The sequence below is a fragment of the Elizabethkingia miricola genome (genome assembly GCF_001675285.1).
In the GTDB taxonomy this organism is placed as follows: domain Bacteria; phylum Bacteroidota; class Bacteroidia; order Flavobacteriales; family Weeksellaceae; genus Elizabethkingia; species Elizabethkingia miricola.
In genome coordinates this window covers 172706-187808 of sequence record NZ_LSGQ01000004.1, presented here as the reverse complement: position 1 = coordinate 187808, position 15103 = coordinate 172706, and the positions used below count along the sequence as shown (strand labels likewise).

Sequence of the window (15103 nt, the reverse complement as noted above, 5' to 3'; positions counted from 1 at the left end):
GAAGATAACTCCGTATTGGGAATCCAACTTAAATCTCTTAATTCCTAAATGGTAAAATGATTTTCTTCTTTAACTTTTTGGCATTTAATATTTTATTACGTAAACCTCATAGGTTTCGAAAACCTATGAGGTTTATTTTCCTAACAGAATAGTTAAATTAGGCAGTTTTTTTCTTTTTCTTGAACCACCAGACCAGAAACCCTGTAATAGGAAGTGATGCTCCGATAATGGTAATGAAAAAATACAATATCCGACCCCATATTCCGCCCAATGCGGATCCTACATGCAGATCATAGTTAAGCTTTCTTACCTTGGTTGCAAAGTCAGCCTTTTCAAATGACTGTGCATGAGTTGAACTTCCCGACAATGCAGTTCCTGAATTTCGATCATAACTGAAATTCTGAAGATTGTAAAACTGCCGGTGAGAAGGATACAAAAACAAACTTATAGTTTCAGTAGAGTCCTGTGGTATCGAAAGGTAATAGCCTTTAGCTTTAGTTTTCTTAGCTGCATCTTCCCAGGCTGTATGTACAGATTCAGATAATTTCTCAGGTTGATAGGGAGCTGTATTTTTTAGTTCTCTTATCTCTTTTTTCTGTGTTTTCCCCAGTGAAGTTGTAAAATACAGGAATTTGTTGAACCATGGAAGTCCATAATACATTCCCGTCATCGCAACAACCAGTAAAATAACCATAGCATAAAACCCAAATACATTATGCAGATCGTAATTCAGTCGCTTGGTTTTGGCATCCCATTTTACCAGAAAACTTTGCTTGCGCATAGCCTTTGTCCATTTTCTTGGCCACCAGAGTACCAATCCGGTAAACAGTGTAATGAAAAATATAAAAGTAGAGTAGTTGATAATCGGCCGGCCGATCTCCGATGGTAACCATAAATAGCGATGCCCATTTAAAGTCCATTCAAAAAAATCGAACTCCTCTTTAAAACTGGGTTTCTGAAGCATGGCTCCCGTATAAGGATCCAGATAAAGTACATAGCCCGGATTTCTTTTCCCGTAACCTATCATCACAGCTTTTCCTGTTGGACGCCAGATGTAGGATGGTTCCTGATCCGGATAGAGGTTTTTTGCTTTTTGGTATAATGCCGAAGGATTAAGCATAGGTTTATCCGGAATATAATCCGACTGCAATTCGGGATGCAACCAGTCTGTTATTTCATCCTTGAAAGACCAGGTAATTCCGGTCAGACAGATAATGACAATAACAATTCCAGAAGCCAGGCCCAGCCACAAATGTAGCCAGGCCGAAATTCTGTAGAATAAGCTTCTGTTATGTTTCTTTTTAGGCTTAGCCTTTCCTGTATTCATTCAGATTAGAAATTATAAGAAAGATTCAGTCTGAAATTTATAGGATTAGTTGCTCTCCATCCGTAATGGGTGTAACCCCATGCGCCAGGAAAGAAGCCAACGTAATTATAACGGTCCGTAAGATTATTTATAAGGAAAGAAAGCTGGTAGTTATCTCTTTTATATGATACTCCCAGATCCAGTGTAAAATAATCATCCGGAAGGTAAGGTTTGCCTAATACAACCGGCCATGCAGCTCTTTTAGCCTGATATTCATATCCAAATGAGAAACCTAATCCCTGCAAGTCGCCTTCAGCAATAGTATATTTTATCCATGCATTGGTAATATGTTTTGCTGTTCCGTATAACATGCTGCCAATTTTTTTGGCATCATTATCTTCTGTTATCTTAGCGTCTGTATAAGCATAGTTGAATAAGATACTCCAGTTTTTTCCAATATTTCCGTTTAAATCAAACTCAATACCTTTCGATGTGGCTTTTCCGGTTTGTTCGGAAAGTCCCGGGAACTGTATACCTGCAGCAGTTAATATATTGGTTTTTGTCAGATGATAGAAGGTAAGGTTGGTCATCAGTTGTCCGCCAAACCATGTTTTTTTAAACCCGATTTCTTTGTTTTTTCCATAAGAAGGATCTGCAGAACCTCCGTTTACAAGTTTTCCGGTTTGTTCCTGGAAATTCTCATCATACAAAGCATATACAGTGAAAGTAGGGGATAAGAGGCCTGTTACACTAAAACGAGGTGTTACTGCTGAATTCTTTACCTCAGCACCTTTTTCAGCGGCACTAGTTTTTACAGTAGAAGTGTAGCGGAAACCTGCAGCTACCCGGAGTTTGTTTTCTAAAAAGCGGGCTTCGTCCTGAAGGTGGAATGATGTGTAAGAGTAATCGTTCAGGTAATTGGCACCACGTTCACGAAGTGATTTGGAGCGGTCGTAAACCGGAAGATCAGATTTCTTCAGATTTCCGTATACCGGATTGTATATGTTGAAAACAGGACCCACGTTTTGCGGTAGTACAGACCAATCGGCTACATAGAACTTTTTACCCATATCAATTCCTGCCAGTATGTTGTGATTGATATTTCCTGTATCAAATTTCCCTCTTGTAAATACCTGGCCTATAGTAGAAGTATTCAGTGCATCATTGATACTGATACCACGGTTGGTGTCACCTTTTTTTCTTCCGGTTTTAGGATCATCTGCCAGCGTGATGTCATTGTAATTAGCGTATAAAGACTCACCCTGCATCTGAGAACGGATATAACCAAACTGACCGGTAATTAACCAGTTGTCATTAAAGTTGTGATTAATGGTTCCGTAAATATTATGTTCCCATGAGCGGGTAGGGTCAATAATCGGATCCGAGAAAGTGAAAGACCTCTTCACATCTTTGAAGCCATCTATGCCGTATGCATATTTTGCAAAACCACCCTGGAAGTTATTCTGGGAAAGAATATATTCAAATGTGACGTTGGTGTTGTCCGAAATAAGATACTTAAAGGACGGATTGATTACATATTGTTCGTGTTCCACATATTGCTGGAACGATCCGTTCTTAGATCCCATCAGGTTTAGTCTTCCCCAGAATCTTCCATCTTTGCTTAGTTTTTTCTCTATATCTGCTGCTGCTCTGTAAAGGTTAAAGCTTCCCAGGGTCAGCTGGACATTTCCTTTTTCCCGGCCAACAGGTTTTTTGGTTACAATATTGTAAAAGCCGCCAGGCTGTGTATTACCCATCATAAATCCGGCAGGACCCTTTACAAATTCTACTTGGTCTACAAAAGACATATCTTCCCGCAGTGGCCCAAAGCTTCCGCTTACATCCATCCCGTTTCGCAGGTTAGAGGCGGAAAATCCCCGAACAGCAATACCTACACTGCCTTCTTCCTGGTGGGTGATGGTACGTACACCACTTACATTCCGGCTTAGTCCTTCGGCGGTAGTTAGTATTTGCTGATCATTTAATAAACGCTGATCGATAACCTGTATATTTTGTGGTGTTACCAAAAGGTTTTCTCCCAGTCTTAATGTAGATGAAGGCATTGTTTTGCGGTTGGCTACAACGTTTACGGTTTGAATTTGATATGCACTGCTGGTTTGTACAAAGTTATAAGTTAACTGATCGTTTTCTTTTAATATAAATGAATACGTTTTTGTTACTTCCGGATCATCTACTTTTAGTATATAATGACCAGCAGGGATATTATTGAAGTGGTATACACCATTTTCATCAGTTATGGCTTCTGCAGCTCCATCATTCAATGTTACTTTTAATGCAGGAACAGGTTTTTTATCGGAGTTGACAACTTTTCCTGTTATCTGTGCAGTGCTTTGCGCCCATATAACGGCCGGGAAAAACAATGCGGAAAAAAGGATCTTCTTCTTATGCATAAGTTGTTATTTAGAATTAGTTTAATTAAATTTACAGCGGCAAAATTAGTTGTTGATACTCTGAAAAACTTTTGAGTATAGGATAAATACTTTTCATTTTGGGAGAAACAGAGCAAGAAGATATAATAGCAAGGCAGATTTTGGATTTCTTCGCAGAAGATAATGCAGACCACAGACATGAAGTTTTTACAAATGATATCGGACATTTTGAATCACTTACCCTATACAATGAAGAAGAATTCCTGGTAAAAGAGTATGTTTCTTCCTACAGTAATGATTATACAATGAAGTTCCGTATAGAAAAAGCGAAGTACATAGAACTGGCTTTTTTCTTAGAGGGTGCAGAGATGATAAAAGATAAAGTAAACGGAAATCCCGGAACTTATAAATTATTGCATCATTACATTTACTTTACACCAGGATATGCCGATATCGAGATTTATTTTAAAAAAGATATCTGTTACAAACATCTGGACATCTATGTATCACGGGACTATTTTCATAAACTGGCAGAGAATAACATTGCTCTCCAAAAGTTCATAGATAAAGTAGATATGGAAGTATCTGCAAGTCTTTTTCCAAACGGACTTCCAATTACACCACAGATGATGAGTATTTTATTAGAAATAAAAAAATGCGATTTGGAGGGCTTTTACAGAGATTATTATATAAAAAGCAGAATACTCAGTCTGCTGCTGCTGATTTTTGAGTTTGCTAAAAATCAGACAGAAGAAGATATCGTAAATAATAAACATTACATTAACCAAAGTGAAACTCAGAAGCTGCTGGAAATAAAAGAGTTTATAGAAAATAATCTAAAGTCATTTTACACCATCGAACAACTCTCTCTAAAGTTTGGGATTAATGAGTTTAAACTGAAGAATGGTTTTAAAGAATTATTTGGGGATGGGGTATTTCACTATGCATCCAAACTCAGGATGAAAGAAGCCCTTTATTTACTTAAAAATTCAGAAATGTCCATAAAAGAAATTGCTTATCACCTGGGCTATTCATCGCCATCTTCTTTTAGTGTCGCTTTTAAAAATGAAGTAGGCACGGGTCCGAGTTACTATCGTAGAAATTGATGCTCATCCGCTGACAGACGTATTTAAAAAATCTAATAATTAATTAGTTTTATTGACTTATATTAAGTGTTTTATCTAACAGATTATATTATTTTTGAATAAATATAACCAAACACATTATTTATTCATGAACAGAGATCATTCCATTTCCTATGTTAGGAAATCTTTTATCATTACCTGACAAAACAATCCAAAAAGTGTTTGCTATCAGACGGCTAATTGTATTAGCTGTAGACAACCAATTTTAAAAACATTATTTATACTGTTTTACATGAGGTCTCAAAACTCTGTTTTAAATTTTTAAAACATAGACTGGATGATTGCATACAGATAACGGCACCAAAACTATTTAAACAAAAAATAATTATGAAAAAACTATTCAAAACAAAGAGAATTGCCGCTCTGGCAACAGTTGCAACTTTTTTTATGAGTTGCAGAGGAACAAATGATACTTTGCTTCAGGAGTCACAGGCCTCAGCAGCCAATGCGCGGGCAGTAACCCTGACAAATACATTTATAATCCCTGCTAATAAGGCTTATGCAGAACCTTTTGCACCAGATCAGGTAGGTGTATCTATCCCTATAGGATATCCTGAAGACAAAGGTGTTGTTTCTAACTGGACTAATAAAAGCAGATCTGTTGTTTACTACCTTTATCAGACTAAGGGTGAATATAATTTGTCTATTGAAAATACAGTAAACAAAGGGAAAAATTTAAATTATCAAATCAATATTTCAGGTTGTTATTCAGGGCTTAGTGCTACTCCAAACCAGCAGCAAATTACCTTTTCCGGGACCGGAACCAAGAGTACAACATCGGATATAAAGGTAACAATAGGAACAACAGGCTATTACAGATACGAACTGAAGCCTGTTTCAGAACCTAATAATTCAATTATTATACATAACCTTGTTTTTAATGCACTGCAAAATGAGTCTCAGGTAAACCAAACCAACTATCAGTCTTCACCTTCTGTACATGCAAGCTATAGTTCTGCCAGCTCAACCTCAAAATCTTATGACTGGCTGTATCAGGAGGTGAAAGTTCCTGAAGGGATGGATCCATTATATACATTTTATATGGCTATTGGTTTTTACAGAGGTTATTTGGGTATCCAAACTAATTCTACTACAGAGCGTAGAGTTTTGTTTTCTGTATGGGATAGTAAAGATGCAGATAATGACCCGACTATATCCGGTGACGACTATGTAAAATTAGTAGATAAAGGGGATGGAGTTACAGATAATAGTTTTGGTAATGAAGGAACAGGTGGCCAGACTTATATAAATGCACAATGGAAAACCGGAAAAACTGTTTCATTTATTATGAATGTTTTGCAGGAAAAAACTTCAAATTCTGTATTATTATCAGCATGGTACAAGCTGGAGGATCAGACAGGGTGGAATTATATTGCTACATGGAGAGCTCCAAAAGAACAAAGATATTTTGATGGGTTTTACTCTTTTCTTGAAAATTTCGGATATTCAAACGGACAGCTGAGGCGAGAGGCAGAGTACTTTAATTCCTGGGCCAAAGAAAATAGTTCTGGAAACTGGATTTCCCTAAATAAGGCAGGTTTTACAAATACAGATGGAGCCGTTGGGCAGCGTGTAGATTATGAACAAGGAATATCTCCGAATAATGCCAATCGGTTTTATATGTCCTCAGGAGGATATACTCCTACAATTAAAGTACAGTCGGCTGCTATACCATTATCGACAACACCTCCGGCTGTTAATTTAGAAGAATTGAAAAAACGTGTTGATCAGGCAATTACAAAGCAGCCTCAGTCCATTATTGATGGTGGAATATATAAAATTGTTTCAGCTGTCAATAATTCCAGTGTATTGGATGTAAACAGTTATACTCCAACAAACGGAACAGCTGTTTCACTTTGGTCTGGCAACACTCCGGTTACAAATAATCAAAAGTGGATAGCATCAAAAAATAGTGATGGCAGCTATACATTTAAATCAATGGCTAATAATACTAAGGTTTTAGACGTAAAAGATAACAATACCAGTAATGGTGCTTCTATAATCGTTTATGAAAATACAGGTGGAGATAACCAGAAATGGAATATTAGTTCTGTGGGTAATGGATATTACAATGTTATACCCAAGATAGCTGCGGATAAGAATTTGGATGTTAATGGCGGATTTACAGCCAACGGTACCAAAATACAGCTATGGACCAAAGGTACCGGAAATAGTCAGAAATTTAAATTTGAATTGCAAAAATAATTAACAGGATAGTACTGAATTAATTGAGAATAGAATAGGGAAGGAAGACTTGTAAGTCTTCCTTCTTTCATTGTATATAATCTGTTGTAAAGCTATTACGGAAGAATAATCTAATAAATTATGATCTTCTTCTGTTTTTCAGTTCGGTGGGGGTCTGGCCAAAGTGTTTTTTGAAGGCTGTAGAAAAATGTCTTGGATTTTTATAGCCAACAGTCAGTGCTATTTCATTTATGTGAAGCGATTCTTCCAGAATCAGTTTCCTTGCATTTTGCATTTTCAGATTACTCCAGTAACCGAAAACAGTGGTATTGAAGATCTCTTTAAATCCTTTTTTTAGTGCATATTCGTTTGTACCAAACCTGTGGGCAAGATCGATAAGCGAATAACTTTCTGCAATATGCTGCTCGATAAAATCGCGAACTGCATGCATCTTTTCACAATCAGATTTAGAAAGACTGGTTTGATCCTCCGGAGTGCTTATTTGCTCGAGTTGTAAAAGCAATAATTCTATGCTCCGGGCTTCCAGAAACATTTTCTTATAAATTCCGGTACGTTTACAATTCAGAATTTCATGAATGGTATAATACATTTCCTGAGTAATCATAAAATGCTGTGGAAGCATAAGCTGCATATTACCTTGCTCCATTGTTTTCTTAAAGCGTTCAAACAGTGATGAGTCATCCGGCAGATATCTTTTGAAAAATGAGGGCATGAAATTAATCTCGAATACCTGAATATTTCCCTTCTCCCACAAGAAATGCCCCTTCATCTGATTAGCATACATAATATTGTGCTGATAAGGTGTAAAAGAGATTTCATGCTGATCTCCTTTTATAGCGGCAGTACTGTTTCCTTTCAAGGCAAAATGCAATTCTACACTTTCCATATCAGTTTCAAAATGAATCAGTGCTTCTCGTTGAAGCTGAATATCTCCATAACCGATATGTATGCCCTCGAAGGATATTTCTCTGTATGAACCCTGAATATAAGGATGTGTAAGAAAACTGATATTTTCTTTTAGCCCTGTTTCAGCTGGGCTGAACTCCTTTTTTATAGATAGATCCGGCAGATCATGGTGATGAAGCTGTATTTTCATTTTATTCGTAAATCAGGTGTTAAAATTCCTTTTTGCGGAGTTTTTACTCCGTAATTGAAACCTTCTGAAAACAGAAAAGCTTTAGTTTTGCAAAGTTATTTATAATTAATCTAAATAAAAACAAAAACGAAAAGATTATTATCATAAAAGCAATTCGGTATAGACAGGTTCTTCATATCAGATCGCAGTCTGAGTGATTTTGGGGACAAACTCGTATCGAAGACTAAGCTAAGACATAAAATTGACAATGTTTCGATTTTTTTCTTTCAGAAAAGCTCAGCATGACATCAATTTTATTATTCAAAACTTAGGAATAGCCGAAAAAGAAAACCTGTGTTTTCTGTAACAAAGTCAATAAAAAACAGAACATATAGCTCCGATTTTTTTAACACAATAAAAAAATGTACAATGAAGAAACAAGAGTTCAAAACAATCAAAGAACAATTAAGAGTAAGCAGAAAGGAGTATATCACACCCCATTACATAAGAGTATATCTTACAGGTGATAACATGGAGGTATTTACAAATACCACAATTGGTGTAAACAATAAAATACTGATTCCACCCGCAGGGCTTCAGGAAATTCACTTTCCGGAATACGATTACGAAGCTATGAAATGGAAGCCTCAACCAGATAATATCCGCCCTTACATCCGTACTTATACGCATAGAGGTATTGATATTGGAAGAAAAGAAATCTGGATAGACTTTGTAGCACATGGTGATGAAGGTCCGGCATCTGCCTGGGCAGCAAAAGCAGAGGAAGGAGATGTATTGGGAGTTTTAATGCACGATGGTAAAACAGAATTATATGCTGAAGCCGACTGGTATCTGCTTGCTGGAGATGCAACAGCAATACCGGTACTGAGTACAATTCTTGAAGATCTGCCTGAAAATGCCAAAGGAGTCTGTATTATAGAAGTCCACGGAAAAGAAGATGAACACAATATAGATACCCGTGCAGATATAGAGTTTATCTGGGTTTACAACAATAATCCACAGAAAGGAAGTTTATTACCGGAGATTGTAAAACAACAGGACTTTCAGGAGGGAAAACATTTTGGCTATGTAGCTGCTGAATTTAGTTCAGTAAAAGAAATAAGGACATATCTGCGGAAAGAGCGACAGTGGAAACAACAGCAGCTTTATGCTTATTCTTACTGGAAATCCGGGGTTGCTGAAGATAAGAGTGCAATAGAAAGACATCAGGAAAAGGATTCAATTCAGTAAGGTTATGAATCAGCAAAAATCTATTATACTGCATTCCAAGCTGCCTTCTGTAATGTGGCAGATGTCCTGGCCTGCAGTAATAGCCATGGTATTGTATGGACTCAATAATTTCCTCGACGGTATTTTTGTAGGACATCTTATCAGCAATACGGCATTAGCCGCTGTAGGAATAGCCTATCCACTTTCACAGTTTGCTCAGGGATTTGGTACCCTTATCGGTACCGGAATAGGATCAGCGATTAGTATCTGGATAGGATCAGGAGATCAGGATAGATTGAATAAATCTCTGGGAACGGTCAATTTTCTGGCTATTTTATTCTCTGTTTTGGTAACAATTCCCTGTTACATTTTCGCCAAAGATCTGGTGTATATGATGGGGGGCAGAGGCGAAATAGGAATCCTGGCAGCTGAATACTTTAAAGCTACTATTTTAGGCACGTTTTTTTGGATCTACGGATTGGCCCTTAATATGATTATCCGTGCCGAAGGACGCATGAAAACCGCTGCATGGATGATTGCTGTTGGTCTGGTAGTAGATGTTATACTTAAACCTGTTTTTATAGATACATTCGGGTGGGGTGTAGCCGGAGCGGCATGGGCAACTAATATATCCATGGTTATCTATTCCGTTCTCGGAATCTGGTATTATGCTGGTAAAAGAGCCTCTTTTAGTTCTAAGTTCTGGTCGTGGACACCGGATAAAGCAATCATTAAAGAAACAATGTCACTGGGAATGCCTGGTTTTATTATGATGGTGATGATTGTGGTTCAGAATATTGTCATATTCAATGTATTTGCAAAATATGGTACAGACGAAGACATTACTTTCTTTACAGCAGTCAACAGATTCTATATATTGCTAAATACTCCTTTATGGGGACTTATGCGGGCATTGCAGCCTGTTGCCGGAATGAATTACGGAGCTGGTAAATACAAACGTACAATTTCATCCTATCGCTTATTTTCACTTACAGGATTGTGTATTCTTATTCCGTTCTGGATTTTTATCATGTTCTTCCCGGCAGATGTATTATCTGTAATGCTTCCATCCGTAAAACTTACTGCTGTACAGCTTACAGACTTCAGAATTTATATGAGTGTTCTTTTGGCATTGCCGTTTACTTTTATGGCACTTGTATGGTTTCCTTCAATAGAAAATGCAAAACCAGCCACGCAGATCAGTCTATTGCGTCAGGTTGTCTTTTATATCCCGGTTTTACTTATTGTTCCGCGTTTCTTCGGGGTTCGAAGCATCTATGTCGCTTGTGCAGGAATCGACTGGCTGGTATTTTTTATGATTCTTTTTGCTGTTTATAAAAGTTCAAAAAGATTGAAAATGAATTTAAGAGCAGCCTGACTGCAGGCTCTATAACACTACAACTATTATTTTTTACAGAAACAGATATATTATGATTAAGAGAATTACCCATTTGTCGGTGTTGGTAGCGCCATTGTTCTTCTATGCCCAGCATACGAAAACCGATACGGCAAGTGTAGGAACGATTCAGGAAGTGAGTCTTCAGGGAACAAAAAGCTTCAGAACAAAAAAATCCGAAACCGTAGCAAGACTTCCTTTGGAGAACTTGGAGAATCCAACGGTTTATAGTGTGGTACCAAAAGAACTGATTAGTGAAACTACTGCAATAGACTTTAATACGGCTGTAGCAACAGTTCCGGGAGTGGTAGTTAATAATGGACTTAATGACAGCGGAAACGATATTTTCCTAAGAGGATTTACAAGTAATGCCAGTTTTAGAAATGGTCTTGCCATAAACCCGAGAACACAAACCGAAATTAGCAATATTGAAAGAATAGAAGTAGTAAAAGGACCTTCAGGAACTTTATTTGGCGGTACTATGGCCAAATATGGCGGGGTCGTAAATATCATTACCAAAAAGCCTCAGGAGAAATTTGGAGGCCTGATTACTTATACTACGGGTAGCTGGGGAATGAACAGAGTAACAGCTGATGTAAATACACCTCTAAACAAAGAGAAAACAGCCTTGGCCAGATTTAATTTTGCAACCTTCTCCCAGGATTCTTTTCAGGATTCAGGATTTAGCAAAGGAACCTTCTTCGCAGGAAGTGTAGTATATAAAGTATCAGACCGCCTGAAAATTAGCTTTGATGCAGATTACTATGCTCCTTATAAAACAATGAATGCATTTGTAAGAAACTCAAGCGTTCTTACTATAAAATCGCTTAAAGATCTTACCAGTGTACATGACCGTTCGTTTACAAGTAATGATATCGGATCCCGAAGAAATGTATTCAATACTATGGCAGAGGTCGAATATAAGATCAATGACCAATGGACTTCCAGAACTTCATTTCAAAGGGGAGAATCTGTAGAAAATGAATCTATTTTCCTGGTATTGACTTACCTGGATAATAATACCGTAAGAAGAGGGATCAGACCCTTCGATATGTATAAAATTACGACCAATAATATACAACAGAACTTTGTTGGTGATTTTAAAATCGGAAAGCTGAGAAACAGAATGGTTGTCGGAATTGACTATTTTCTGCAGGATTCCAAAAATCAATACCCGATGTTCAAGAATAACGTATTCGCGGTTTATGATCAGGTAAAATTAGACGATACAACTGCATGGCAGGGAATTTCCAGAAGTGGAGTCAATAAACTAGAGAGAACAGCTACCAATAACCAAACCGATACTTTTAGTACGATTAGTGGGTATGTATCCGATGTACTGGATGTTACTCCAAACTTACATGTAATGGGAAGTTTGAGATGGGATCATTATAACAGTGATCCGAGCCTGGAGAATGGGGTGAAGAATACCAAAACCGAATTTTCTAAATCAGCATTTTCTCCAAAATTTGGTGTAGTGTACGAGGTAGTTAAAGATAAAATTTCAGCATTTGCCAATTATGTAAATGGATTTACCTACAACGCACCTTCTTTAAACCAAAACGGTGTGATGGAAAAATGGGCTCCTGAGAAGGGAAATCAGTTTGAATTCGGGGCTAAATTCGATGTGTTAAATAAGAAACTTTTGGCAACAATCAGTTATTATGATCTTAGAGTAACGAACAGGCTTATTGCTACTCCGGATGGTATCGGAAGTTATCAGGACGGAAAAACCATGAGCCGCGGTATAGATGCAGAGGTTATTGTAAACCCTGTAGCTGGTTTTAATATTATTGCCGGATATGGTTACAACGATAATAAGTTACAGGACAGAAGTGCAAATGATGGAAAAAGATTGATATGGACTCCCAAGCATGTCGGAAATCTTTGGGCAAGTTATAAGTTCCAGAGTGGTGCTGTAGAAGGTTTAGGATTGGGGATAGGAGCCAATTTTGTAGATAAAACCAAATTGGATTATGTATCGGGATATTTAGTTCCTTCTTATGTTAATCTAGGAGCTACGATATTCTATGACAGATCCAGATACAGAGTCGGTTTGAAGCTTAATAATGCGAGCAATACCACGTATTGGAACTTCTACGGACAACCTCAGAAGCCGAGGGAGATATTGGCTAACTTTTCTTTTAAATTTTAAATTTTACTTTTCCGAAGCCTGTTGAATAACAATAGGTTTCGGTTTTTATTTCAGTATGGACAAAGACTTACATATACTACAAAAGAAACATCACAAAAAAAGAGGAAAAACATTAGTAAAAAAAATTACAGGCTGGCTGCATTTATGGTTGGGGCTGATATCCGGTTTAATTGTTTTTGTTGTTGTGCTCTCAGGTACTTTATTTGTTTTCTGCGACGAGATTATCGATTTTGTTGCCGGCAGCGATAAATATGTAGAGTACAGAGAAGGACAGCAGAAAATAGATGCCGATGTATTAATCGCACAGTTTAATGCAAGACATAAAGAAGAAGGAAGAAAAGCTTTCTACATTGATGAGTATAAGGATCCTGAAAGAAGTTTCCGGATAGCTTCCGGGATTAAAAGAGGTGGATTTTCCTATACTTATATTAACCCCTATAACGGAAACGAAATAGGAAGTACTATGGCCTACCGTTTCTTTTATGTTGTTGCTCATATCCATAGCCAATTGCTGTTGGGAGGATTCGGGAAAACAGTGGTAGGGATAGCTTCAATTATATTTTTTATTCAGCTTGTGGGCGGTCTTATTCTTTGGTGGCCGCAGAAATGGACTAAAGCAACGAGAACTTCATCATTCAAATTTAAAAGAGGGGTAAAGTGGAAACGACGCAACTATGATTTACATAATGTGCTGGGATTTTACGTCGTTATTCCGGCTATATTTGTTACTGTTACAGGACTTATTATGGCTTATGAGGTATTGGAAAGCTTTACACAGAAAACTTTCGGTGGCGTGCCTGCTGTTGAAGCCCGAAAGCTGTCTAAAAAATATGAACCTGCCTTTGTGGAAGGCAAAGACTTTATAACAATGCAGGACGCTATAGATATTACAAGGGTAAGACATCCGGAAAATAACCAGGTACGTGTGAGTTTCTTCGGTGGTGATGATTCGACAACTTATTCTATTTTGGTCGGAAAGTTTATAGGGCTGAAAAGTGCAGTTGACGGACATGATATTAATCTGAACAGGTATACCGGAAATGAAATAGAAATGCCTGAAATATTAGAAAACCATGAAAAAATAGAACATACCAATTTCGACCTGCATGTAGGTTATTGGGGTGGTTATATCGGGAAGACAATAACTTTTATTGTAGGAATTATCTGTTCCAGCCTACCTATTACAGGTGTTCTTATATGGTGGGGGAGACGGAATAAGAAAAAGCCCGTTGCTGTTGTTAAATAATTGATCGTTTTTTCAGAATTAAATGCCATATTAAAACCACTTAATACAGTTCTGGCCGGGAGAAATTTCTCCCGGCTTTTTTGTAAATTGCAAAGAAGATATTTATAAATGAGCATCAAGTATAATATTCCTGCATTCTTACAATACATCAATCTGGAGAAACCTAAAAATGATAAGGTTCATGTTGCCAGTTATGTACATGGAAATCAAGTCTTGCGCAAGTCCGATCCGATAGAGGTAGATTTTTATATGCTGGCAATTAAGATAAATCCAAATGATGTTCAGCCGGAAGAAATGTCGGATGCGTTTGCTTATTTTGACCGCCCTGATAATGCTCTGGAATGGGACTTCGAAATTTCTTTTACAGGATATGGAATCTTTGTATGCAAAGAGCTTTTGGACAAATATGCGAAGGAATATAACTTTATGAATTATAATAATCATGAGGCTTTATTTCTGACATGGGAAGAGAAACAGATTCTTATGGATCTATTTGAAAAAGCATATCAGGAATATGAAAAGGAAAATTATGCTCAGGGAATCATTGTTTCTTATGCTTCACTGATACTTTCTTATGTGGAAAGCTTTTATAAAAGGCAATTTGAATCCCGCAAAACAGCTTATAATAAAGTAGTTGATGATTTTTATTTACGTCTGAATGCCTACTTTAATGAGAATCAGGATACAATTACATTACCGTCTGTTACCTATTTTGCTGAAAAAGCGAATTTATCGGCTAATTATTTCGGAGATGTCATCAAGCATTTTACCGGAATTTCTCCTCAGGATCATATCCGGGACAATATTATACAGACAGCAAAAAATAAATTAAGCCAGACCAGCCTTTCGGTAAGTGAAATTGCCTATAGTCTGGGTTTTGATTATCCGACTTATTTTACCCGTTTTTTCAGAAAGGAAACAGGGTTTACCCCTTCAGTATACAGAAACCAATAAT

The 15103-nt window shown here is 37.2% G+C and carries 10 protein-coding genes; 7 read left to right on the top strand and 3 right to left on the bottom strand.

Annotated features, from left to right (window positions below; translation table 11 throughout):
• Positions 1–157: 157 nt before the first annotated feature.
• Entirely contained in the window at positions 158–1327 is a 1170-nt protein-coding gene (locus ATE49_RS06845; RefSeq protein WP_065081554.1) for a PepSY-associated TM helix domain-containing protein, read from the bottom strand.
• 5 nt (positions 1328–1332) lie between these two features.
• Positions 1333–3717 (bottom strand): TonB-dependent receptor, encoded by a 2385-nt coding sequence (locus tag ATE49_RS06840; protein ID WP_065081553.1) that lies wholly within the window; start codon positions 3715–3717, stop codon positions 1333–1335.
• Between the two features lie 98 nt (positions 3718–3815).
• Here ATE49_RS06840 and ATE49_RS06835 point away from each other — a divergent pair, with 98 nt between their 5' ends.
• Positions 3816–4802, top strand: coding sequence for a helix-turn-helix domain-containing protein (locus ATE49_RS06835; protein WP_065081552.1), 987 nt, complete (start codon positions 3816–3818; stop codon positions 4800–4802).
• Between the two features lie 366 nt (positions 4803–5168).
• Positions 5169–7046 (top strand): DUF3472 domain-containing protein, encoded by a 1878-nt coding sequence (locus ATE49_RS06830; protein ID WP_065081551.1) that lies wholly within the window; start codon positions 5169–5171, stop codon positions 7044–7046.
• 118 nt (positions 7047–7164) lie between these two features.
• On the opposite strand, the gene ATE49_RS06825 is transcribed toward ATE49_RS06830, so the two are convergent.
• Positions 7165–8142 carry a helix-turn-helix domain-containing protein gene (locus ATE49_RS06825; RefSeq protein WP_065081550.1) on the bottom strand — a complete coding sequence of 326 codons (978 nt, stop codon included), beginning with the start codon at positions 8140–8142 and terminating at the stop codon, positions 7165–7167.
• A gap of 408 nt (positions 8143–8550) precedes the next feature.
• Between ATE49_RS06825 and ATE49_RS06820 the strand changes: the two genes are divergently transcribed.
• The 5 genes from ATE49_RS06820 (at position 8551) to ATE49_RS06800 (ending at position 15102) form a co-directional block, all read left to right on the top strand.
• Positions 8551–9372, top strand: coding sequence for a siderophore-interacting protein (locus ATE49_RS06820; protein WP_059155619.1), 822 nt, complete (start codon positions 8551–8553; stop codon positions 9370–9372).
• Positions 9373–9376: 4 nt separating this feature from the next.
• Positions 9377–10729, top strand: a complete 1353-nt coding sequence (locus tag ATE49_RS06815; RefSeq protein WP_065081549.1) for an MATE family efflux transporter — start codon at positions 9377–9379, stop codon at positions 10727–10729.
• Positions 10730–10781: 52 nt separating this feature from the next.
• Positions 10782–12902: a TonB-dependent siderophore receptor gene (locus ATE49_RS06810; protein ID WP_065081548.1), complete on the top strand. Its 2121-nt coding sequence runs from the start codon at positions 10782–10784 to the stop codon at positions 12900–12902.
• Between the two features lie 55 nt (positions 12903–12957).
• Complete coding sequence (locus ATE49_RS06805; protein WP_065081547.1) at positions 12958–14148, top strand: PepSY-associated TM helix domain-containing protein; 1191 nt, start codon at positions 12958–12960, stop codon at positions 14146–14148.
• A gap of 108 nt (positions 14149–14256) precedes the next feature.
• Positions 14257–15102 (top strand): helix-turn-helix domain-containing protein, encoded by an 846-nt coding sequence (locus tag ATE49_RS06800; RefSeq protein WP_065081546.1) that lies wholly within the window; start codon positions 14257–14259, stop codon positions 15100–15102.
• The last annotated feature ends 1 nt before the right edge of the window (position 15103 follow it).